The organism is Aeromonas sp. EU05-FHT14A05 (assembly GCF_058791175.1).
Map to the genome: position 1 here is coordinate 42,315 of NZ_JBYTDH010000004.1, position 20,563 is coordinate 62,877.

Genomic DNA, 20,563 nt, shown 5'->3' on the forward strand with positions numbered 1-20,563 from the left:
GCAACAGGGCAAAGAGGCCCCACCGATCCCGGATCGGTGGGGCTTTTTTTGGTCGCAACACGCTGTCCGGGTCGCAGCGCTGCAACGAGGCAGCACAGCGATCCCCCCGACAGACTGGCGCGAATGCCCAGACCCTGAACCGAGCGAGGAGATGCAATGAAGGGACGACAAGGATGTGCGGGGCTGCTGCTGGCGGCGCTGTCGCTGCCGGTGCTGGCGGCTGTGGGTGCCCCCGAGCAGGAGGAGCTCAGGCTCGGCTTTATCAAGCTGACCGACATGGCGCCGCTGGCGGTGGCCTACGAGCGGGGCTACTTCGAGGACGAGGGGCTCTATGTGACCCTGGAAGCCCAGGCGAACTGGAAGATCCTGCTGGATCGGGTGATAGACGGCGAGCTGGACGGCGCCCAGATGCTGGCGGGCCAGCCCCTGGCGGCCCACATCGGCATCGGCACCCAGGCCGAGCTGGTGACGGCCTTTGCCATGGATCTCAACGGCAACGCCATCACGGTGGCCAACAGCGTCTGGGCCGCCATGGCGCCCCAGCTGCCCAAGGCGAAGGCGGGCCAGGTGCCGCCCCCGGTGAACGCCGCCGCCCTCAAGCCCGTGGTAGCGGACTACCGTCAGGGGGGCAAGCCGTTCAACATGGGGATGGTGTTCCCCGTCTCCCCCCACAACTACGAGCTGAGGTACTGGCTGGCGGCAGGCGGCCTGCACCCCGGCTTCTATGCCCCCAAGCTCGGCGACAACTCGGGCCAGCGCCAGGCGGACGTGCTGCTGTCGGTGACGCCGCCGCCCCAGATGCCCGCCACCCTGGAGGCGGGCACCATAGCCGGCTACAGCGTGGGTGAGCCCTGGAACCAGCAGGCGGTCGCCAGGGGCATAGGGGTGCCCGTCATCACGGATCAGGAGATCTGGCGCAACAATCCGGAGAAGGTGTTCGGCGTCACCCGGCAGTGGGCCGAGCGCCACCCCAACACCCATGTGCGGCTGGTGAAGGCGTTGCTGCGGGCGGCCTGGTGGCTGGATGCGGAAGAGAACGGCAACCGGCGCGAGGCGGCCAAGCTGCTGGCCAAGCCCGAGTACGTGGGGGCCGACGAGGCGGTGATCGCCAGCTCCATGACCGGCACCTTCGAGTATGCCAGGGGGGACAAGCGCCAGCTGCCTGACTTCAACGTCTTCTTCCGCCACCACGCCACCTACCCCTATTACTCCGACGCCATCTGGTATCTGACCCAGATGCGGCGCTGGGGCCAGATCCCCGACGCCAGGCCGGACGCCTGGTTCGAGCAGGTGGCCAAGGCAGTCTATCAACCGGGCGTCTATCGCCAGGCCGCCGAGGCGCTGATCGCCGAGGGCAAGCTCAAGGCCACGGACTTCCCGGACTTTGCCAGCGAGCAGGGCTATCGCGGCCCCCAGGATGGCTTCATCGACGGCCTCATCTACGACGGCCGCCACCCCAACGCCTATCTGCAGCAGTTCGCCATCGGCCTCAAGGGCGATGAGCGGGTGCAATGAGCGAGGAGAGCGCAATGAAACGACTTCAGTGGAAAATCATTGATTGGAAAACCCTGGTGCAGCCCCTGCTCGGCGTGCTGCTGTTCCTCGGCCTCTGGCAGTGGGGGGCGAGCCAGGTGCAGACCAGTCTGGGCACCCTGCCGGGGCCGCTCGCCACCGCCAGCCAGCTCTGGTCCCTGGGGCAGGAGCATCTGGCGGAGCGGGAGAAGGCGAGCGCCTTCCTCGAGCGCCAGCAGGTTCGCAACGCGGCAAGGCTGGCGGCGGATCCGGCGGCCGAGGTGAAGCTGCGCCCCTACACAGGGCGCCCCACCTTCTTCGATCAGATAGCCACCAGCCTGCTCACCGTGCTGTGCGGCTTCACTCTGGCGACCCTGATCGCCATCCCGTGCGGGGTGCTGCTCGGCATGAACCAGGGGCTCTATCGCGCCGCCAACCCGGTGATCCAGCTGCTCAAGCCGGTGTCGCCCCTGGCCTGGCTGCCCCTCATCACGCTGGTGGTGAGCGCCCTCTACGCAAACCCGAGCCCCTGGCTCGCCAAATCCTTCCTCACCTCGGCCCTGACGGTGACCCTCTGCTCCCTCTGGCCGACCCTGATCAACACCGCAGTGGGGGTGGCGGGGCTGGATGGGGATCTGCACAACGTCAGCCGGGTGCTGCGCCTCTCCTTTGTGACCCATGTGCACCGCATCGTGCTGCCCGGGGCCCTGCCCATGATCTTCACCGGGTTGCGGCTTTCCCTGGGGGTGGCCTGGATGGTGCTGATCGCGGCTGAGATGCTGGCCCAGAACCCCGGGCTCGGCAAGTTCGTGTGGGACGAGTTCCAGAGCGGCGGCTCGGCCTCCCTGGCCCGCATCATGGTGGCGGTGATCACCATAGGCCTCATCGGCTGCGCCCTGGACAGGGGCATGCTGGCCCTGCAGCAGTGGTTGTCCTGGGACAAGCGCCAGGTACTGCGCTAACGACGCTGCGAGAAAACCCGGGCAGTACAGGCCCTGCAGCATTGGTTGTCCTGGGACAAGCGCCAGGTGCTGCGTTAATCACATTCCTATTCAGGCAGGAGAAGAGCCAATGAAGAGTTATCTGGAGATAAGCGACGTCGGCATCTCGTTCGAGACGGAGCAGGGCAGCTTCGAGGCCCTCAGCCGGGTCAACCTGCGCATCGAGAAGGGGGAGTTCGTCTCCCTCATCGGTCACTCGGGCTGCGGCAAGAGCACGGTGCTCAACCTGGTGGCCGGGCTGCTGGAGCCGACCCTCGGCGGCATCATCCTCGATGGCCGCGAGGTGGCGGGGCCGGGGCCCGAGCGGGCTATGGTGTTCCAGAACCACGCCCTGCTGCCCTGGCTCAGCGTCCAGCAGAACGTGGCGCTGGCGGTGGCCCAGGTGGAGTCTGACAAGCGGGCGGTGGCGGAGCGGGTGGACTACTACCTCTCCCTGGTGCAGATGGATCACGCCAGCCAGAAGATGCCCCACGAGCTGTCGGGGGGGATGAAGCAGCGGGTCGGGATCGCCCGCGCCCTGTCGCTCTCCCCCAAGGTGTTGCTGATGGACGAGCCGTTCGGCGCCCTCGACGCCCTGACCCGGGCCCATCTGCAGGATGCCCTGATGGCGATCCAGGCGGAGCTTGGCAACACCGTCATCATGATCACCCACGACGTGGACGAGGCGGTGCTGCTCTCCGATCGCATCTGCATGATGACCAACGGCCCCAGTGCCACCGTCGGCGAGATCCTGACGGTGGACCTGCCAAGGCCCAGAGACAGGGTCGCCCTGGCGGATGACCCCCACTACCACAAGCTGCGCCAGCAGGTGCTGCGCTTCCTCTACGAGAAGCAGCGCAAGGTGACCCCCCTCAAGGCGGCCGAGAAAGTGCGCAGCAAGCTGCGCGCCTGAGCCCACCGGATTCAAGGAAGAGAGATATGGCTGACAAAGAGCAACAGTGGGTGATCGGCGATGGCGTGGACCTGATCGATCGCCAGAGCGCCGGATCCGCCGAAAAGCAACGCCTGCTGGTGGTGGGCAACGGCATGGTGGGTCACCACTTCGTCGAGCAGCTGGTGGCGGCGGGCGGGCTGGCGCGCTTCGAGGTGACCGTGTTCGGGGCCGAGCCTGACTCCGCCTACGACAGGGTGCACCTCTCCGAGGTGTTCGGCGGCAAGGCCCCGGAGGCGCTGCGCATGGCGGATCCCGCCTGGTATGAAGAGAGCAGCATAACGCTGCGGCTGGGGGCCGAGGTGGAGGTGCTCGACCGGGCCGCCCGCACCCTGACCCTGGCCAACGGCGAGCAGTTCCCTTACGACCGTCTGGTGCTGGCGACCGGCTCGGTTCCCTTCGTGCCCCCCATCCCCGGCCATCAGCGGGAGGGGTGTTTCGTCTACCGCACCCTGGGGGATCTCGCCGCCATCCGCGATGCTTGCGCCCAGGCCCGCAGCGGCGTGGTCATAGGTGGCGGCCTGCTGGGGCTGGAGGCGGCCAACGCCCTGCGCCTGCTCGGCCTCAAGACCCAGGTGGTGGAGTTCGCCCCCAGGCTGATGCCGGTGCAGCTCGACGAGAGCGGTGGCGCCGTGCTGCGAGACAAGATCCAGGCCCTCGGGGTCGAGGTGCTGGTGGAGAAGGCCACCGAATGCATAGAGCAGGGGGAGCAGGCTCGCCACCGCCTGCGTTTCAAGGACGGCACCCACCTTGAGACCGACGTGCTGCTGTTCTCCGCAGGCATCCGCCCCGCCGACGCCCTGGCCCGGCAATCCGGGTTGGCGGTCGGGGAGCGCGGCGGCATCTGCATCGACGACGGCTGCCACAGCTCGGATCCCGCCATCCTCGCCATCGGCGAGTGCGCGCTCTGGCAGGGGCGCATCTTCGGCCTGGTGGCCCCAGGCTACCAGATGGCCCGGGCCGCCGTGGCCAGCCTGTGCGGTGGCGAGACCCGCTTTGTCGGGGCCGACATGTCCACCAAGCTCAAGCTGATGGGGGTGGACGTGGGCTCCATCGGCGACGCCCACGCCAGCACCGCCGGTGCCCAGGAGCTGCTGCTGCTGGACAGGGTCAAGGGCATCTACAAGAAGCTGGTGACCGACGGCGAGGGGAGCCGCCTGCTCGGCGCCATCCTGGTGGGGGACGGCGCCGATTATGAGCGGCTGCTGCAGTACTACCAGAACGGGGTGGCACTGCCCCAGCCGCCGCTCTCCCTGCTGGTGGGGGAGGCAGGCGCCGCCCCCGCCCCCCTGGTGCTGCCGGACAGCGCCATCCTCTGCTCCTGCCACAACGTCAGCAAGGGGGAGGTGGTGGCCGCCGTTCGGGCGGGCAACCACGAGCTGTCGGCGGTGAAGAGCTGTACCAGGGCGGGCACCGGCTGCGGCGGTTGCAGCAACCTGCTCAAGCAGGTGGTGGATCAGACCCTGGCGGACCTAGGTGTGGAGGCGGACAAGGGGCTGTGCGAACACTTCGCCTACGGCCGCCAGGAGCTCTATCACCTGGCCCGGGTCGGCGAGCTGAAGAGCTTCGAGGCGCTGCGGGACAAGCACGGCCAGGGGCTGGGGTGCGACATCTGCAAGCCGACGGTGGCCTCTATCCTGGCGTCGCTCTGGAACGAGCACGTGCTGGAGAAGCCCCATCGCGGGTTGCAGGACACCAATGACGCCTTCCTCGCGAACCTGCAAAAGGACGGCACCTACTCTGTGGTGCCGCGCATCCCGGGGGGGGAGATCACCCCTGACGGCCTCATCACCATCGGGGAGGTGGCGCGCAAGTACGGCCTCTACACCAAGATCACCGGCGGCCAGCGCATCGACTTGTTCGGTGCCCGGGTCGACCAGCTGCCCGCCATCTGGGGCGAGCTGGTGGCGGCGGGGTTCGAGACCGGCCAGGCCTACGGCAAGTCGGTGCGCACCGTGAAGTCCTGCGTTGGCTCGACCTGGTGTCGCTACGGGGTACAGGACTCCATGACCCTGACCCAGACCCTGGAGCACCGCTACAAGGGGCTGCGGGCGCCCCACAAGCTGAAGTTTGCGGTCTCAGGCTGTACCCGGGAGTGTGCCGAAGCCCAGAGCAAGGACATCGGCGTCATCGCCACCGAGCGGGGTTGGAACCTCTATGTGTGCGGCAACGGCGGCATGCGGCCGCGCCACGCCGACCTGTTCGCCACCGATCTCGACGAGCAGACCCTGATCCGCTACATCGACCGGCTGCTGATGTTCTATGTGCGCACCGGGGACAGGCTGCAACGCACCTCGGTCTGGATGGAGAACATGGAAGGGGGGCTCGACTACCTCAGGTCGGTGATCATCGAAGACAGGCTCGGCATCGGGGACGAGCTGGAGGCCATGATGGGGGAGATAGTCGGCACCTGGCAGTGCGAGTGGAAGAGCACATTGGCGGATCCTGACAAGCTCAAGCTGTTCGAGGCCTTCGTCAACCGGCCCGAGGACGAGACGCCGCCGCGCCGTGAGGAGCGGGGGCAATGGGTACCGGATATCAGTATCAAGGAGGTGGTATGAGCGACATAAAAGAAGAGACCTTGCAGTCAGCGACCGGGGCCTGGCATCGGGTGTGCGAGCTGGCGGCGCTGCCGGAGCAGGCTGGGCGCAGCGCCTGGCTGAATGGGCGGGTGCTGGCGCTGTTTCGCCTCGGAGAGCGGGTCTATGCCCTGGACGGGGTGGATCCCCTGGCCGGGGTGGCGGTGCTGGGGCGCGGCCTGGTGGGAGACGCCGGGGGCGAGCCCGTGGTTGCCTCCCCCCTCTACAAACAGCGCTACGCCCTGATGGACGGTCGCTGCCTGGATGATCCGGCCCTGAGCGTCGCCTGCTGGCCGGTGAGGCTGGAGGGGGGCGAGGTCTGGGTGCAGCTGGGTTGAGTGGCATCATCTGAAAACCATGTTTTGATCGCCGGGCACTGCCCGGTGATTTTTTGTGGCTGACCCGACATTTCTTGCACGAGAGGATGGCGGGAAAACGTTTTTCGGAAATAATGGACAAACGTTTGTAACTGGATGTTTGTCTATGACGGAACGTGAACAGGAGATCCTCGCCCTGCTGCGCCAGGATCCCATGATTGCCCAGCAGGAGCTGGCAGACAGACTGGGTATCAGCCGCTCGGCGCTGGCGAGCCATATCTCCAGCCTGATGCGCCAGGGTTATGTGCAGGGGCGCGGCTATGTGCTGCGCGAAGGCCCCTACGCCGTGGTGATCGGCGGCGCCAACATGGATATCTGCGGCTGCAGCCACGACAACCTGCGTATCGGCGACTCCAACCCGGGTCGAGTGCGCACCTCCGCCGGTGGGGTGGGGCGCAACATCGCCGAGAACCTGGCGCGGCTCGGCACCGACACCCGGCTGCTGACCGCGGTGGGCAACGATCAGTACGGCCATCACCTGCTGGAGGTGAGCCAGCGCGCCGGGGTCGACGTGCGCCAGGTGCTGGTGCTGGAGGGGCAGGCCACCTCCTGCTACCTCAGCCTGCACGATGGCAGCGGCGAGATGAGCTGCGCCGTCAACGACATGGGCATCATAGACGAGCTGACTCCGGCCAGGCTCACCCCCTTGAGCGGTTTTCTGCAGGCGGCGCGGCTCTGGGTCCTCGACACCAACCTCGCCACCCACACCCTGGACTGGCTGTTTGAGCGCCAGGGTGAGCACATCATCTTCGTCGACACCGTCTCTGTGGCCAAGGTGGAGAAGATCCGCCCCTGGCTGCACCGCATCCACACCCTCAAGCCGAACCGCAGTGAGGCGGAACAGCTGTGCGGCTTCCGCATCGCCGGGCCAGATACCTGGCCCATGGCGGCGGCCTGGTTCCACCGCGCCGGGGTGCAGCGGCTGTTCCTGAGCCTCGGCGATCAGGGGATCTTCTACAGCGACGGGGAGTGCCAGGGCCATCTGCCCGTGCTCGGCAGCCCTGTCGTCAACGTGACCGGCGGCGGCGATGCCTTCATGGCAGGGCTGGCCCACGCCTGGTTGCTGGAGCAGGGCATCATGGAGGCGACCCGGTTCGCCCTCGGCTGCGCCGCCCTCACCGTCAATTGTTCCGATACCGTCTTTTCCGGCCTATCCAAGGCCGCCGTTGAACGCATGCTGGAGGAGTACCCATGTTGAACGCTTACCTCGATATCCAACCTGAAGTCGCCGAAGCCCTGGCCGCCGGCAAACCCGTCGTTGCCCTGGAGTCCACCATCATCTCCCACGGCATGCCCTATCCGCAGAACGTGGAGACGGCGCGCCAGGTGGAGCAGGTGGTGCGGGACAACGGCGCCGTGCCGGCCACCATCGCCATCATCGATGGCCGCCTCAAGGTGGGTCTGGATGAGGGGGCCCTGGAGGCGCTGGGCCGTGCCGGTCATGCCGCCACCAAGTGCAGCCGTCGCGACATCCCCTTCGTGCTGGCCAACAAGGGTCTGGGGGCGACCACGGTCGCGTCCACCATGATCATCGCCGCCATGGCGGGGATCCGGGTGTTCGCCACCGGCGGCATCGGCGGCGTGCACCGCTGCGCCCAGGAGACCTTCGACATCTCCGCCGACCTGCAGGAGTTTGCCCAGACCCCGGTGGCCGTGGTCTGTGCCGGCGCCAAGTCCATCCTCGACATCGGTCTGACCCTGGAGTACCTGGAGACCCAGGGGGTGCCGGTCATCGGCTACCAGACCGAGGAGTTGCCCGCCTTCTACACCCGGGAGAGCGGCTTCAAGGTGGATTACCGCCTCGATACCCCGGCGGCCATCGCCGAGGCGCTGCGCCTCAAGTGGGAGCTGGGCCTGGCCGGCGGCGCCGTGGTCACCAACCCCATCCCGACCGAGTTCGCCATGCCCAAGGCCGACATAGACGCGGCCATTGCCCAGGCGCTGCGAGAGGCAGACGAGCAGGGGGTCAAGGGCAAGGAGTCCACCCCCTTCCTGCTGGCCCGGGTGTGCGAGCTGACCGGCGGCAACTCCCTGGCGGCGAACATCCAGCTGGTGCTCAACAACGCGGCCCTGGGGGCAAAGATTGCCGCCAGCCTGTAACGGCTCGTGGTGAATAGAAAAGAGGGCCAGCGGGCCCTCTTTTTTCATCTCGGCTCTGTGAGTTGCCGGGGGCGTTATTGCAGCACCAGGCGACCGTTGAGGGGCTGGACTGGCCTGTTGTTGGGGTGGTGCATCACCGCCTTGAAGGCGTCGATCTGGGCCTGGCCCACCTGCACCGGCTGCTTCATCACCAGCCAGCGGACCCCTTCCGAGCAGGGCGGCGTGGTCAGGGAGCCGCTGAAGCGGTAGTAGTCGCGCTGGGCGGGCAGCAGTGACTCCGCCGAGACCGCTTCCTTGAAGGCGTGGATCTCCCCCGCCTTGGCTGGCAGGTCCTGCCAGGCCTGGCTCAGTGCCCCATTGGCCTGGCCCGGCTCGAACATCACCGCCACTACCGCCAGCTCCCCCTTGGCGTTGGCATGCACCAGGTGCCCCTCAAGCGGATAGGATCTGCCCTCGATGAGGTTTTCGCTGGGGGCGTGGAAGTGGAACTGCTTGAGTTCGAAGCTCATGCCATCGAGCTCCAGGCTGCTGCCGGGGGCATAGTCGACCTGCACCGTGTGGCCGTTGTTAACCAGCGTCTTGCCACCCGGCAGGTAGTGGAACTGCAACGGCGCCAGTTCGGCCTCCACCAGACCCGAGAGGTTGACTGGCGACTGGTTGCTGCCGGCGCACTGGCCATATTCCGGGGTCAGGCTGGCCCATTTCGCCGGGCCGGCCTCGCCGCTGTATTCCCAGTGCACTGTGGCAGCGAAGGCGGCGGGGCAGAGCAGCAGGGCACCGGCCAGCAGGGACTTTTTCATCATATATCCTTATCTTGATTGAAAAGCGTGGCCATCCGTTTTCGCAATAAATAGAGGGTGGAAACAGCGGATGGCATCACCTGAATTGCGGGATACAGAATGTCAGACAGTATTTTTATTATTGATTGGATAATTGCCGGCGATATTGATGATGCATTTAATATGGATCTACGTAATGGTCGGCAATCACTGCATATTGAATTATTGCTTGGCGCAATGACAGCAGTCTAATTAATGGGCTGTTGTCGTGGATGAATTTGTTCATGATTTATCCATCGACATTGAACTCTTTTTTACCGCACCAGTTCTGCCGTCAGTCCGTCAGGAATATATTAATTAATTGTTTTTAATGTGGTTTTTGTCTTTCCTTTTTGAACTTGGGCGAATGGCAGGCAGCCGTTCACGGGCAGCCTGAGGCTGCTGTGATGCATGCCCACGAGGGAGAGAAAAGATGAATGAATAATGTCTGGTGCCGGGCCCACAACTACGGCATTTAAAGCAAGGCGGATTTCGCCATCAAGGCGTTGACCGATGCCTTCGCCGGGCTGTCGCACGAGCAGGAGGAGACCATGGTCCCGGCTGATGGCCCTGTGGAGCGGTTGACGCCCTCATGACAACAGGGGCCTCGGCCCCCGTTGTCATTTGCTGATCTCATCCCCCACCTGCTTGACCGCATCCCGGGTGCCATGACCTATCTCGCGGGTCACATCCCGGGTGGTGTGGCCAATCTCCCGGGTCACGTCCCGGGTGGTGTGACCCACGGTGCGGCCCGCCTCCTTGATGTCGGCGCAGCCGCTGATCAGGCTGCCCAGGGCCAGGCCGAGCGCCATCAGTGCCATGCAGTTACGCGGCATGCCGTGCTCCTTTTCGTTTCATCATCATCTTCATGTCGATGTCGGCATTATGGCCTCGTGTGCAGCGGGCGGGCAACCAGCAGGGTGTGGCCCGGTCCCGGGATCTCGTGCTCGGCCTCCACATGGAAATGCGCCTCGCGCAGGCACTGGTACAGCTCTTTGGAGTGGTAGAAGCGGCTGTTGCCGTTGGCCAGGCTGGTGAAGTAGAGGGAGGTGGCGTTGAGACTGAAACTGGCGGCTTCGAAGGCCTGCCTGTCCCAGAACAGCTCCAGGATGCAGACCCGGGCGTCCGGTTTCATGGCCAGCCGGATCCGGTTCAGGATGGCGACGATCTGCTCGTGGCTGAAGCAGTCGAGGAACTGGCTCATCCACCAGATGTCGGCCTCACCGGGCAGGGGGCCCGGTTGCAGCAGATCCACCGGATGGCCCTGGATTCGCTCCGTCAGCCCCGCCGCCTCGATGTTGCGGCGAGCGAGCGCCAGCTGCTCGGGCAAGTCCAGGATGGTGACCCGCAGTGCGGGATCCCGCTGGGCGCAGGCCAGGGCCCACTTGCCGGTGTTGCCGCCCAGATCGTAGAGGTGGTGCGGTTCATAGCCGAATACCTTGTCCAGCGCCTGCTGGAACGCCCAGTCGGAGTAGAAGTGATCGAAGGCAAACCAGCTGCGGCGGGCCTCTTCCGGCAGCTCGCTCAGGTGCGGGTAGAGGGTCTGCCAGGGACCGAATACCTGCAGGCCGGCCGGGGTGCCCTGACGGATGGCGTCGAGCAGGTGGGCGAGGGGCTGATAGCAGAGGTGCTGGGTGAAGTCGAGATTGACCCGGGTCATGGGGTCGTTCAGCAGATACTTGCCGACCCGCCCCAGCAGATAGTGCTCCTCGGCCAGATAGCAGAGTCCACCACCGAGCCCCATGTCCAGCAGAACGCCGGCGCCGTATTCGCTCAGCGCACATGCCTGGGCGATGTCGGCCAGCGGCGCGCCCTGCTGGCCGCGGCTCTCGAGAAAGGCGAGCACCCCGGTCTCGCGCAGACACCAGCTGGCTTGAAACAGCATGGGGGCGAAAGCGATTTTCTGGGCTTCGCTGATGGCCTCCAGCGCGTTGTAGGGGTCTGTCTGATAATGCTTCACGGGGTGGCTCCTGCCGGATTAATGGTTTTGGGCGCGGGCGAGTTCGGTCTGGATGGCCTGATTCAGACCCAGCACCCAACGGTTATAACTGCGATGGATGCTGCCCTTGCCCTTGTCATCAAGGTTGACGCTGCTCACATAATTGATGGAATAATCGCGAGCGCTATAGGGAATATCGATCACCGCCTGATGTTGACGCACATTGACCTGGCCACGAATAAGCCCGGGCCGCTCTTTTTTCATCACCCAGCTCTTGCTGGTTCCGGCCGTAATAATAGCATTGGCAACCTGCTCATCGGTCAAATTAAAAGCAACCGGATTGGCGGCCATATTGCGAATGGGCTGGCTGGTGGAACAGGCGGCCAACAGGACACAGGTCAACACCATGCAAATTTTATTAACGAGTTTCATAATATATTCCTTGGAGAGAATATTCACCACTTGCGGATGGCAATAAGACAACACAAATCATTTATTTTCAATCATCAAGGCGGTGGATAATCTGCGCCAGCTATTATTTTTGATGAATAATGGTATTATCCGACCGGTATTAACCTGATGACGCCATTCCATGCCGTGGAACAGGCTCTGCCAGCCGGATGAGTGCTTTTTATCGTCTTCGCTCCCACCCACCGTTTTAAGGACAGGTTGCCTGAAATATGCTCTCTTTCTCGCTGCTGGATAGCCAGGCACTGTCTCCGGGTCTGGCCGATGAGGCCGCCTGGCAGGGGTGGGCACAGCAGGGCCGTTGGCCCGTCGACCCGTCCTTTCCCGCTACCCCCTTGCTCCCCATGATGATGGCGCGCCGCCTGAGCCAAGGGTCCCGGCTGGCGGTGCAGGTGGGGTTATGCCTGCTGGCTCGCCATGCTGTCGATTACGCCATCTTCGCCAGCCGCCATGGCGAGCTGGCCCGCTCCATGACGCTGCTGCAGGCGCTGGCGGATGGGCAGACGCTGTCGCCCACCGACTTCTCCATGTCGGTGCACAATACTGCCGCAGGGCTCTGCTCCATCCAGGGTAAGGCCGCCATCCCCATGACCTCGCTGGCGGCAGGGGAAAGCAGCATGATGGCGGGTCTGACCGAGGCAGTGGCGGCCCTGCAGGCCGGTGCCCGGCGGGTGATGCTGGTGGCCTTCGAGGGGCCGGTACCCGAGTTTCATCGCCCCTGGCTGCCGGATGAGGCGCCGCCCCACGCCCTGGGGATGGTGCTTGAGGCGGGCGAACAGTGGCGCTGCGAAGGCGTGCGACCCGTAGTGGAACCCACTGCCCGTTCGCTGCCGCAGAGCCTGGCCTTCTGGCGGGCCCTGCTGCGGCATGAACCGACCCTGACCCTTTGCGATGGCCGCCAGGAGTGGGCATGGCAGCGGCGCTGAACCGGGGCTGGCGGCTGATCGGCACGGCCCTTGGCTTCACCCTGTTCGGGGTGGGCGGCCTGCTGCTCTCCCTGTGCTGGTTTCCGCTGCTGGCGCTCTGCTTGCGCGGGGAGCGCCGCCGCACCCTGGCTCAGCTCAGCATCCGCCACAGCTTCCGGCTGTTTTTGGGCATGCTGCGCGGCTGGGGGGTGCTGGATTATCGGGTGAAAGGCATGCCAGCAGACTTGCAAGGTGCCCTGGTGGTGGCCAATCACCCCAGCCTGCTCGACTACGTCATCCTGGCGGCCGAGATGCCGGTGTGCGACTGCATCGTCAAGCAGTCCCTCTGGCGCAACCCCTTCATCGGTGGTGTGGTGCGGGCGGCCGACTACCTGCCCAATGTGGCGGGAGAGGATCTGCTGGCCCTGTGCATGGCGCGGATCCGGGCCGGCGGCCTGCTGCTGATCTTCCCGGAAGGGACCCGCACTACCCCGGGGGAGGCGATCAAGTTGCAGCGTGGTGCGGCCCAGCTGGCGGTGCGCGGCCAGGTGCCGGTGCAACTGGTGCGGATCCACTGCAGCGCCCGTTTTCTCACCAAGCAGGACAAATGGTTCAAGATCCCGGAAAATAAGCCAACGTTCACCATAGAATTTCTGCAGCAAGTGGCGGCACAAGACGTGGTCGCCACCGGCCAGAGCAGTGCGCTGGCCGCCCGCCAGTTGACCCGGTTTCTCACCCGGGCCCTGCAACCGGGGCCCCAATGACAGCGTATGGAACAGTTATGCAAGACCTGCACCTAGAGATAAAACAACTCATCATCGACAGTCTCAACCTCGAGGGGCTCACCCCTGACGACATCGACAGCCAGGCACCGTTGTTCGGTGACGGGTTGGGGCTGGACTCCATCGATGCGCTGGAACTGGGCCTCGCCATCAAGGGCCGCTACGGCATCGTGCTCTCCGCCGAGGATGAAAATACCCGTCGCCACTTCGCCTGTGTCGCGGCCCTGGTCGCCCTGGTGCAGGCCCAGTCGAAAGGGGAGGCCTGAGCCATGACCCGTGATGACATCTTTGCCCAGATCAAGGCCGCCCTCGTCGAGCTGTTCGAAGTCGACGAAGAGGCCGTCACCCCCGAGGCCCGTCTCTACCAGGATCTCGAGCTCGACAGCATCGACGCCATCGATCTGGTGGTGCACCTGCAGAAGCTGACCGGCAAGAAGATCAAGCCGGAGGAGTTCAAGTCGGTGCGCAGCGTCAACGACGTGGTGGATGCGGTCGAGCGTCTGCTGGCCGACGCCTGATGCCGATTCGCGCCAAATCATGACGCGCTGGATCTCCTGGCTGGCCGGTGGGGCCCTGCTGCTCTACCCGCTGGCAGTCTACTGGGGGCTGACCCGTGCCAGTCAGACTCCGCTGCTGCTCGCTCTGCTGCTCATCTTCTCGCTGCGGCTGCTGCCTGGCCTGCTCAAGGGGCGGTCCCGGCTAGGCCCGCTGCCGGAGTGGCTCAGGCTGGGCCGCCTGCTGGCCTGCATCGGCCTGGGGCTGACCCTGCTGTCCGCCCTGTTCAGCGACCGGCACTGGCTGCTCTACTACCCATTGGCGGTGAGCCTCTCCCTGCTCTGCTTGTTTGGCTGGAGCCTGACCCGTCCCATGAGCCTGGTGGAGCGGCTGGCCCGGCTGCAAGATCCCGATTTGCCGGCGGCGGCCATCGGTTACACCCGGCGGGTGACCCAGGTCTGGTGCGGCTTCTTCGTGATCAACGGCACCCTGGCGGCCGCCACCATCTGGCACGGGGATCTGGCGCTCTGGAGCCTCTACAACGGTCTCATCAGCTATGTCCTGATGGGCTGCCTGATGGGCGGGGAATATCTGGTGCGCAGGCGAGTAATGAAGAGGTTGACCCCATGACGCTGCTGCAGACCCTCTGGCACCGTGATGGCGAACTGGTGGTGGCCTTCGGCCCGGACGGCGAGGTGACCCTGGCCGAGCTGCGCCGCGGCACCCTGCAATTGGCCCGGGCCATGGCCAGCCACGCCGGCGCCGGCCAGCCGGGTGCGCGCTGGGCACTCTGTTTCGATGACAGCCTGCTGTTTGCCCAGGCGCTGCTCGCCTGCGCCCTCGGTGGCTATCAGGCGATCCTGCCGGGCCATCAGCGGCTGGCCGGCCTGCAGGCGTTGCAGAGCCAGTTCGACGGCCTGCTCACCGACGGCGATCTGCCGGGCACGGCACTTGCCGTGCCTCAACTCAGGCTGCCGCTGCTGGCGGCGGATGACAAACCGGAGGCAGACGGCGCGGCCCTGCCGCCCGAGCGCCTCGATCTCACCCTGTTCAGCTCAGGCTCCACCGGCGAGCCCAAGGCGATCCCCAAGGCCTGGCCCCAGCTGGAGGCAGAGTTGCGGGTGCAGATGGCACTGTGGGGCGAGCTGCTGGCGGGCACCCGGGTGCTCGCCAGCGTCAGTCACCAGCACATCTACGGCCTGCTGTTTCGCATTCTGTTGCCGCTCTGCCTCGGCCGTCCGTTCGATCGCCGCTCCATCGACTACCCGGAGCAGCTGGCGCTGCAAACGGCCCCCTGGTGCCTGATCGCCTCCCCTGCGTTTCTGAGCCGGCTCGATCCGGCCATTCCCGCCGCCGGCTGCCGGCTGATTGTCTCCTCCGGCGGCCCCCTGCAAGTCGAGGATGCCCATCAGACCCGGGCCCTGCTCGGCCAGCTGCCGGTGGAGATCTTCGGCAGCAGCGAGACCGGCGGCATCGGCTGGCGCCAGCGCCACCAGGCACAGACCCCCTGGACCCCCTTGCCCGGGGTCGAGGTACGGGTCGGCCCGGATCAGAGCCTGCTGCTGCGCTCCCCCTTTTTGGCAGAGGACGACTGGCTGGCCTGCGCCGATCGCATCGCCCTGCTGGGTGACGGGTTCGCGCTGCTGGGTCGCCAGGACAGGGTGATCAAGCTGGAGGAGAAGCGCATCTCCCTCGACGAGGTGGAGGTGCGCCTGCAGGCCCTGGCTGAGGTGGAATCGGCCGCCGTGCTGCCCCTGCAGCAGGGCCAGCGCCAGATCCTCGGCGCCGTGCTGGTGCTGAGCGAGGCGGGGGCCGCCCGCTGGGACGAACTGGGCCAGGGACGCTTCCTGCTGGCCCTGCGCCAGCAACTGCGCCCCTGGCTCGAGCCGGTCGCCCTGCCGCGCAGCGTGCGCCGGGTCGAGCAGATGCCCGTCAACGCCCAGGGCAAACGCCCCTGGCCACAACTCAAGGAGCTGTTCGATGAGCCCATCCGCTGACAATCTGCCACAGGAGACGCTACCGACCGAACTGGGTTGCGAGGTGCTGGCCGATGGCGTGCGCCTGAGGCTGCGGCTCGATCCCGCGCTGCCCTGGTTTGCGGGCCACTTTCCCGGCGCGCCCCTGCTGCCCGGGGTGACCCAGATCCACTGGGTGATGCACTACGCCGTCAACCTGCTCAAGCTGACACAGCCGTTTCACGGGGTGGATCAGCTCAAGTTCCTGCGCCCGCTGCGCCCCGGGGCAGAGTGCAGCCTGCGCCTGCAGTGGCAGGCGGACAAGGGCCAGCTCCTCTTCAGCTACATGCTGGGAGACGAGCCGGCGAGCAGCGGACGGGTGCGCCTGATCCCATGATGCCCTGCATTCTCATCCCCTGTTACAACCACTCCGGCCCGCTGGCCGCCGTGCTGGCAAGGCTCGCCGAGTACCAGCTGCCCTGCCTGCTGGTCGACGATGGCAGCGAGCCCGTGGCCGCCGCCGCACTGGATGCGCTGGCCGCCCAGCACCCCTGGGTTACCCTGCTGCGCCACCCCCACAACCAGGGCAAGGGCGGCGCCGTGATGACGGGGCTGCGCCGCGCCCATGAGCTCGGTTTCAGCCATGCCCTGCAGGTGGATGCCGACGGCCAGCACGATCTGGCGGACATTCCGGCCCTGCTGGCCGAGGCAGACCAGCACCCGGCGGCGCTCGTCTCCGGCCGCCCTATCTACGATGATTCCGTGCCCAGGGGGCGCCTCTACGGCCGCTACATCACCCATGTCTGGGTCTGGATCGAGACGCTGTCGTTCGCCATCAAGGACAGCATGTGCGGCTTTCGGGTCTACCCGCTGACGCCGACTTGCGCGCTGCTGGAGCAGGTGGCCCTCGGCAGGCGGATGGATTTCGACACCGAGGTGATGGTGCGCCTCCATTGGGCCGGGGTGGCGGTGCGTTTCGTGCCGACCCGGGTCATCTATCCCGCCGACGGCAGTTCCCACTTCCGGCTCTGGCGCGACAACCTCGACATCTCCTGGATGCACACCCGGCTGGTGTGCCGCCTGCTGTGGGATCTGCTGCTGCGCCTCCTGCGCTGGCCGGGCCACCTGGGCGCCCGGTTAACCCGGATCTGGCGCGAGCGCCGCACCCACTGGTCGCGCACCCCGGAGCGGGGATCGCTGCTCGGCATGCAGATCATGCTGGCCAGCTACCGCCTGCTGGGGCGGCGCGGGTTTTCCCTGCTGCTCTACCCGGTCATCGGTTACTTCTGGCTGACCGGCCGTGCCCAGCGCCAGGCATCCCAGGCCTATCTGACCCGGCTCGAGCGCTTCGCCAGCGCGCAGGGGGTGGCGCTGCCCGCCGAGCCGAGATCGAGCTTTCGCCACTTCCTGCGCTTCGGCGAGGCGGCGCTCGACAAGCTGGCGGGCTGGCGTGGCGACATCACGGAGCAAGAGGTCGAGCTGGTGGGAGCGGAGCACTACCAGGCGGCCATCAACAGCGGTCAGGGCGTCCTGCTGCTGGGCTCCCACCTCGGGGATCTGGAGCTGTGCCGTGCCCTGGGCAGCCGCAAGCAGGGGCTGCGCATCAATGCGCTGGTGTTCACCCGCCACGCGGCCCGCTTCAACGCCCTGCTCAAGCAGATCAACCCGGATTCGCGGCTCAACCTCATCCAGGTGCAGGAGCTGGGGGCCGACACCGCCATCCTGCTCAAGGAGAAGCTGGAGCGGGGGGAATGGGTGGTGATCGTCGGCGATCGCACCTCGGTAACCCGGGAGAAGCGGGTGATCTGGGCCGACTTTCTCGGCGCCCCGGCGCCGTTTCCGCTCGGCCCCTTCGTGCTCAGCAGCGTGCTGGGCTGCCCGGTCTACCTGCTGTTCGGCCTCAAGGAGCAGGGGCGTTTTCGGGTGCATTTCGAGCCCTTTGCCGACGGTCACCCCCTGCCGCGGCAGGGGCGCCAAGAGATACTCGTGTCCCGGGTACAGGCCTATGCCGATCGCCTGCAGCATCACTGTCTGCGGGCCCCCCTGGACTGGTTCAACTTTTTTGATTTCTGGCAGCTGACCGATGAACAAGAGTGAGATGAGAAGGGTCACCTTCGGCGCCGCGCCGCTGACCATCGAAGACGTGGTGGCCCTGGCCGAACGCCGTGCCAGGCCCGTGCTCAACCCGGATCCCGCCTTCATGGCCCGCATCCAGCGGGGGGCCGATTTTCTCGACCGCCTGCTGGCGGAGGAGGGTGTCATCTACGGGGTGACCACCGGCTACGGCGACTCGGTGACCCGGCCGGTGCCGACCGAGCTGGTGGCCGAGCTGCCGCTGCACCTGACCCGTTTTCACGGCTGCGGGCTGGGGGCGGATCTCGCCCTCGATGCCGGCCGCGCCGTGCTCGCCACCCGGCTCTGCTCCCTGGCGCAGGGGGTCTCCGGGGTCAGCCCGGCCCTGCTCGAACGCCTCTGCTGGCTGCTGGAGCAGGATCTGGTGCCGCGCATTCCCGAAGAGGGCTCCGTCGGTGCCAGCGGCGATCTGACCCCGCTCTCCTACGTCGCCGCCGTGCTGGTGGGGGAGCGCGAGCTCCATCAGCAGGGTCGGCTGCGCCCCGCCGCCGAGGTCTATCGGGAGCTGGGGGTCACCCCCCTGACCCTGCGGCCGAAAGAGGGGCTGGCGCTGATGAACGGCACCTCGGTGATGACGGCGCTGGCCTGCCTCGCCTATGCCCGCACCGACTACCTGATGCGGCTGGCGACCCGGATCACCGCCCTGGTAAGCGTCGCCATGGGGGGCAACGCCTTCCACTTCGACGAGCGGCTGTTTGCCGCCAAACCCCACCCCGGCATGCAGGGGATCGCGGCCTGGCTGAGGGCGGACCTGGTGGCGGGCGAGCTGCCGCGCCACAGCGACCGGCTGCAGGACAGATACTCTCTGCGCTGTGCCCCCCACGTCATCGGCGTGGTGGCCGACAGCCTGCCCTGGTGGCGCCAGCTCATCGAGAACGAGCTCAACAGCGCCAACGACAACCCGCTGATCGACGGGGAGGGGGAGCACGTGATGCACGGCGGCCACTTCTACGGCGGTCACATCGCCATGGCCATGGACAGCATGAAGGCGGCCATCGCGAACCTAGCCGACCTGCTGGATCGCCAGCTGGCCCAGCTGGTGGACACCAAGTTCAACGGCGGCCTGCCGAGCAACCTCTCCGGTGCCAGCGGCGAGCGCTGCATGATCAACCACGGCTTCAAGGCGGTGCAGATTGGCGTCTCGGCCTGGACTGCGGAGGCGCTCAAGCAGACCATGCCCGCCAGCGTCTTCTCCCGTTCCACCGAGTGTCACAACCAGGACAAGGTGAGCATGGGCACCATAGCGGCGCGGGATGCGCTGCGGGTGCTGACCCTGAGTGAGCAGGTGGGGGCAGCCTGCCTGCTGGCGGCGGTGCAGGGGGTAGAGCTGAGCCTGGGCGCCCGGCAATGCGACCTGGAGACCCTGAGCCAGCCCCTGCGCGAGACGATCTTGGCGGTGAGGGCGGATCACCCGCCCCTGGTGGAGGACAGGCCCCTGGAGCAGGAGCTCAGGGCCCTGATAGCCCGTCTGCAGGCCCGTCATTACGATCTCTACAAGGAAACCTCAGATGCAGAGTGAACCCTGGATGATCAGCCACAGCATCGAGGTGGAGATCCCGTTCCACGATGTGGACATGATGGCGGTCGCCTGGCATGGCCACTACGTGCGTTACATCGAGCTGGCCCGCTGTGCCTTGCTCGAGCAGATCGATTACAACTATCCGCAGATGGATGAGTCCGGCTACCTCTGGCCCATCATCGATCTGCGGCTCAAGTACATGGCACCCCTGCGCTTTGGCCAGAAGGTGCGGGTCGAGGCGCGGCTGTGCGAATACCAGAACCGGCTGAAGATCGAGTACGAGCTGTTCGATGCGCAGAGCGGTGCGCGTACCAGCAAGGGTTACAGCATCCAGGTGGCGGTGAACAAGGCGAGTGGCGAGATGTGCCTGGCCTCGCCCAGGGTGCTGCTGGACAAGCTGGGGGTGAGCGAGTGACTCCTTTTCTGAACCGGTTGATGGTCGGATTGGCCCTGCTGCTGGCGTGGCCGCTGCAGGCGGCCCCCCTGACCCGTGACCAGGTGCAGCAGTTGCTGACCCTGAGCCAGGCCAAGGAGGCCCGCTTCGAGCAGGAGAAGCAGGTGGCGGGGTTGAGCCAGCCCCTCAGGGCCTCCGGCGAGCTCTTGCTGGTGCGGGATCTCGGCCTCTGGTGGCAGCAGCAGAAGCCCTTTCCGCTGACACTCACCCTGACACCGACGCGCATGGTACAGCAGGTGGCGGACCAGCCCGCCACCGTCATCGACAACCCCCAGCTGCTCGAGTTCAGCCAGATGCTGCTGGCACTGTTCGGCTCGGACGAGGCGACCCTGAGCCGCTACTTCCGCATCGACTTTCACAGCTCGGAGGCGGGCTGGCAACTGGTGCTGGTGCCCAGCCAGGCGCCGCTCGACAAGGTGTTTGCCAGCCTGACCCTGAGCGGGCTGGGGCAGCTGGATCAGCTGCTCATCGCCGATCGGCAGGGTGACAGCACCCGTATCCGCTTCAGCGGCTGGCGCGAGCGCAGCCTGCCATTGACCCCTGAGGAGCAGGCCCGCTTTGCTGCCCACTAGTGTCGCCCCGGTTGGAACGAGGG

The 20,563-nt window shown here is 66.1% G+C and carries 23 protein-coding genes; 19 read left to right on the top strand and 4 right to left on the bottom strand.

The genetic code is table 11. The features are described from left to right. The first annotated feature begins 156 nt into the window (after positions 1-156). The 7 genes from AC3WR3_RS07350 (at position 157) to AC3WR3_RS07380 (ending at position 8,500) form a co-directional block, all read left to right on the top strand. A complete protein-coding gene (locus AC3WR3_RS07350) occupies positions 157-1,515 on the top strand; it encodes a CmpA/NrtA family ABC transporter substrate-binding protein (RefSeq protein WP_492291543.1) in 1,359 nt (452 codons plus the stop codon). A 14-nt stretch (positions 1,516-1,529) separates the two neighbouring features. Next, positions 1,530-2,474, top strand: coding sequence for an ABC transporter permease (locus AC3WR3_RS07355; protein WP_492291544.1), 945 nt, complete (start codon positions 1,530-1,532; stop codon positions 2,472-2,474). A 109-nt stretch (positions 2,475-2,583) separates the two neighbouring features. After that, positions 2,584-3,405, top strand: a complete 822-nt coding sequence (locus AC3WR3_RS07360) for an ABC transporter ATP-binding protein (protein WP_139437223.1) — start codon at positions 2,584-2,586, stop codon at positions 3,403-3,405. 26 nt (positions 3,406-3,431) lie between these two features. Continuing rightward, positions 3,432-6,005 (top strand): nitrite reductase large subunit NirB, encoded by a 2,574-nt coding sequence (gene nirB / locus AC3WR3_RS07365; RefSeq protein WP_492291545.1) that lies wholly within the window; start codon positions 3,432-3,434, stop codon positions 6,003-6,005. Then, complete coding sequence (gene nirD / locus AC3WR3_RS07370) at positions 6,002-6,361, top strand: nitrite reductase small subunit NirD (protein ID WP_492291546.1); 360 nt, start codon at positions 6,002-6,004, stop codon at positions 6,359-6,361. Before nirB ends, nirD begins: the two co-directional genes overlap by 4 nt. A gap of 145 nt (positions 6,362-6,506) precedes the next feature. Further along, on the top strand, positions 6,507-7,598 hold the full coding sequence (locus tag AC3WR3_RS07375; RefSeq protein WP_247625675.1) for a PfkB family carbohydrate kinase: 1,092 nt from the start codon (positions 6,507-6,509) through the stop codon (positions 7,596-7,598). After that, on the top strand, positions 7,592-8,500 hold the full coding sequence (locus tag AC3WR3_RS07380; protein ID WP_492291547.1) for a pseudouridine-5'-phosphate glycosidase: 909 nt from the start codon (positions 7,592-7,594) through the stop codon (positions 8,498-8,500). The genes AC3WR3_RS07375 and AC3WR3_RS07380 overlap by 7 nt, the downstream gene beginning before the upstream one ends. 74 nt (positions 8,501-8,574) lie before the next feature. Here the strand turns inward: AC3WR3_RS07380 and AC3WR3_RS07385 are convergent, their stop codons facing one another. Beyond that, positions 8,575-9,300, bottom strand: a complete 726-nt coding sequence (locus AC3WR3_RS07385) for a carbonic anhydrase (protein ID WP_492291548.1) — start codon at positions 9,298-9,300, stop codon at positions 8,575-8,577. Between the two features lie 99 nt (positions 9,301-9,399). Between AC3WR3_RS07385 and AC3WR3_RS07390 the strand changes: the two genes are divergently transcribed. Beyond that, positions 9,400-9,531 (top strand): hypothetical protein, encoded by a 132-nt coding sequence (locus tag AC3WR3_RS07390; RefSeq protein ID WP_342059085.1) that lies wholly within the window; start codon positions 9,400-9,402, stop codon positions 9,529-9,531. Positions 9,532-9,938: 407 nt separating this feature from the next. Here AC3WR3_RS07390 and AC3WR3_RS07395 read toward each other — a convergent pair whose 3' ends face one another. From AC3WR3_RS07395 to AC3WR3_RS07405, 3 genes are read right to left on the bottom strand one after another with little or no spacing between them, the layout of a single operon-like run. Beyond that, positions 9,939-10,154 carry a hypothetical protein gene (locus AC3WR3_RS07395; RefSeq protein ID WP_492291549.1) on the bottom strand — a complete coding sequence of 72 codons (216 nt, stop codon included), beginning with the start codon at positions 10,152-10,154 and terminating at the stop codon, positions 9,939-9,941. Positions 10,155-10,201: 47 nt separating this feature from the next. Beyond that, entirely contained in the window at positions 10,202-11,278 is a 1,077-nt protein-coding gene (locus AC3WR3_RS07400) for a methyltransferase (RefSeq protein WP_342059084.1), read from the bottom strand. An 18-nt stretch (positions 11,279-11,296) separates the two neighbouring features. After that, complete coding sequence (locus AC3WR3_RS07405; RefSeq protein WP_202046583.1) at positions 11,297-11,689, bottom strand: hypothetical protein; 393 nt, start codon at positions 11,687-11,689, stop codon at positions 11,297-11,299. Between the two features lie 248 nt (positions 11,690-11,937). Here AC3WR3_RS07405 and AC3WR3_RS07410 point away from each other — a divergent pair, with 248 nt between their 5' ends. The 11 genes from AC3WR3_RS07410 to AC3WR3_RS07460 are packed head-to-tail and all read left to right on the top strand — an operon-like array spanning position 11,938 to position 20,540. Beyond that, positions 11,938-12,651 (top strand): beta-ketoacyl synthase chain length factor, encoded by a 714-nt coding sequence (locus AC3WR3_RS07410; RefSeq protein WP_492291550.1) that lies wholly within the window; start codon positions 11,938-11,940, stop codon positions 12,649-12,651. After that, on the top strand, positions 12,636-13,394 hold the full coding sequence (locus tag AC3WR3_RS07415; protein WP_342059082.1) for a lysophospholipid acyltransferase family protein: 759 nt from the start codon (positions 12,636-12,638) through the stop codon (positions 13,392-13,394). The genes AC3WR3_RS07410 and AC3WR3_RS07415 overlap by 16 nt, the downstream gene beginning before the upstream one ends. Before the next feature lie 17 nt (positions 13,395-13,411). Next, positions 13,412-13,678 carry a phosphopantetheine-binding protein gene (locus tag AC3WR3_RS07420; protein WP_371165963.1) on the top strand — a complete coding sequence of 89 codons (267 nt, stop codon included), beginning with the start codon at positions 13,412-13,414 and terminating at the stop codon, positions 13,676-13,678. A gap of 3 nt (positions 13,679-13,681) precedes the next feature. Next, complete coding sequence (locus AC3WR3_RS07425) at positions 13,682-13,930, top strand: acyl carrier protein (protein ID WP_005297934.1); 249 nt, start codon at positions 13,682-13,684, stop codon at positions 13,928-13,930. A 19-nt stretch (positions 13,931-13,949) separates the two neighbouring features. Further along, positions 13,950-14,537 (top strand): COG4648 family protein, encoded by a 588-nt coding sequence (locus AC3WR3_RS07430; protein ID WP_492291551.1) that lies wholly within the window; start codon positions 13,950-13,952, stop codon positions 14,535-14,537. Continuing rightward, a complete protein-coding gene (locus AC3WR3_RS07435; protein ID WP_492291552.1) occupies positions 14,534-15,904 on the top strand; it encodes an AMP-binding protein in 1,371 nt (456 codons plus the stop codon). The genes AC3WR3_RS07430 and AC3WR3_RS07435 overlap by 4 nt, the downstream gene beginning before the upstream one ends. After that, positions 15,888-16,259, top strand: a complete 372-nt coding sequence (locus tag AC3WR3_RS07440) for an ApeI family dehydratase (RefSeq protein WP_139746103.1) — start codon at positions 15,888-15,890, stop codon at positions 16,257-16,259. Before AC3WR3_RS07435 ends, AC3WR3_RS07440 begins: the two co-directional genes overlap by 17 nt. After that, entirely contained in the window at positions 16,256-17,959 is a 1,704-nt protein-coding gene (locus tag AC3WR3_RS07445; protein WP_492291553.1) for a glycosyltransferase family 2 protein, read from the top strand. Before AC3WR3_RS07440 ends, AC3WR3_RS07445 begins: the two co-directional genes overlap by 4 nt. Further along, a complete protein-coding gene (locus AC3WR3_RS07450) occupies positions 17,946-19,514 on the top strand; it encodes an HAL/PAL/TAL family ammonia-lyase (RefSeq protein ID WP_492291554.1) in 1,569 nt (522 codons plus the stop codon). Before AC3WR3_RS07445 ends, AC3WR3_RS07450 begins: the two co-directional genes overlap by 14 nt. Then, positions 19,504-19,929 (top strand): acyl-CoA thioesterase, encoded by a 426-nt coding sequence (locus AC3WR3_RS07455; RefSeq protein ID WP_202046575.1) that lies wholly within the window; start codon positions 19,504-19,506, stop codon positions 19,927-19,929. The genes AC3WR3_RS07450 and AC3WR3_RS07455 overlap by 11 nt, the downstream gene beginning before the upstream one ends. Positions 19,930-19,949: 20 nt before the next feature. Continuing rightward, on the top strand, positions 19,950-20,540 hold the full coding sequence (locus AC3WR3_RS07460; RefSeq protein ID WP_492291661.1) for an outer membrane lipoprotein carrier protein LolA: 591 nt from the start codon (positions 19,950-19,952) through the stop codon (positions 20,538-20,540). The last annotated feature ends 23 nt before the right edge of the window (positions 20,541-20,563 follow it).

Bases quoted from the DNA above. Each gene is read 5' to 3' on its own strand.
- AC3WR3_RS07350 (WP_492291543.1), top strand. From the start codon at position 157: ATGAAGGGACGACAAGGATGTGCGGGGCTGCTGCTGGCGGCGCTGTCG.
- AC3WR3_RS07355 (WP_492291544.1), top strand. From the start codon at position 1,530: ATGAAACGACTTCAGTGGAAAATCATTGATTGGAAAACCCTGGTGCAG.
- AC3WR3_RS07360 (WP_139437223.1), top strand. From the start codon at position 2,584: ATGAAGAGTTATCTGGAGATAAGCGACGTCGGCATCTCGTTCGAGACG.
- nirB (WP_492291545.1), top strand. From the start codon at position 3,432: ATGGCTGACAAAGAGCAACAGTGGGTGATCGGCGATGGCGTGGACCTG.
- nirD (WP_492291546.1), top strand. From the start codon at position 6,002: ATGAGCGACATAAAAGAAGAGACCTTGCAGTCAGCGACCGGGGCCTGG.
- AC3WR3_RS07375 (WP_247625675.1), top strand. From the start codon at position 6,507: ATGACGGAACGTGAACAGGAGATCCTCGCCCTGCTGCGCCAGGATCCC.
- AC3WR3_RS07380 (WP_492291547.1), top strand. From the start codon at position 7,592: ATGTTGAACGCTTACCTCGATATCCAACCTGAAGTCGCCGAAGCCCTG.
- AC3WR3_RS07385 (WP_492291548.1), bottom strand. From the start codon at position 9,300: ATGAAAAAGTCCCTGCTGGCCGGTGCCCTGCTGCTCTGCCCCGCCGCC.
- AC3WR3_RS07390 (WP_342059085.1), top strand. From the start codon at position 9,400: ATGTCAGACAGTATTTTTATTATTGATTGGATAATTGCCGGCGATATT.
- AC3WR3_RS07395 (WP_492291549.1), bottom strand. From the start codon at position 10,154: ATGCCGCGTAACTGCATGGCACTGATGGCGCTCGGCCTGGCCCTGGGC.
- AC3WR3_RS07405 (WP_202046583.1), bottom strand. From the start codon at position 11,689: ATGAAACTCGTTAATAAAATTTGCATGGTGTTGACCTGTGTCCTGTTG.
- AC3WR3_RS07410 (WP_492291550.1), top strand. From the start codon at position 11,938: ATGCTCTCTTTCTCGCTGCTGGATAGCCAGGCACTGTCTCCGGGTCTG.
- AC3WR3_RS07415 (WP_342059082.1), top strand. From the start codon at position 12,636: ATGGCAGCGGCGCTGAACCGGGGCTGGCGGCTGATCGGCACGGCCCTT.
- AC3WR3_RS07420 (WP_371165963.1), top strand. From the start codon at position 13,412: ATGCAAGACCTGCACCTAGAGATAAAACAACTCATCATCGACAGTCTC.
- AC3WR3_RS07425 (WP_005297934.1), top strand. From the start codon at position 13,682: ATGACCCGTGATGACATCTTTGCCCAGATCAAGGCCGCCCTCGTCGAG.
- AC3WR3_RS07430 (WP_492291551.1), top strand. From the start codon at position 13,950: ATGACGCGCTGGATCTCCTGGCTGGCCGGTGGGGCCCTGCTGCTCTAC.
- AC3WR3_RS07435 (WP_492291552.1), top strand. From the start codon at position 14,534: ATGACGCTGCTGCAGACCCTCTGGCACCGTGATGGCGAACTGGTGGTG.
- AC3WR3_RS07440 (WP_139746103.1), top strand. From the start codon at position 15,888: ATGAGCCCATCCGCTGACAATCTGCCACAGGAGACGCTACCGACCGAA.
- AC3WR3_RS07445 (WP_492291553.1), top strand. From the start codon at position 16,256: ATGATGCCCTGCATTCTCATCCCCTGTTACAACCACTCCGGCCCGCTG.
- AC3WR3_RS07450 (WP_492291554.1), top strand. From the start codon at position 17,946: ATGAACAAGAGTGAGATGAGAAGGGTCACCTTCGGCGCCGCGCCGCTG.
- AC3WR3_RS07455 (WP_202046575.1), top strand. From the start codon at position 19,504: ATGCAGAGTGAACCCTGGATGATCAGCCACAGCATCGAGGTGGAGATC.
- AC3WR3_RS07460 (WP_492291661.1), top strand. From the start codon at position 19,950: ATGGTCGGATTGGCCCTGCTGCTGGCGTGGCCGCTGCAGGCGGCCCCC.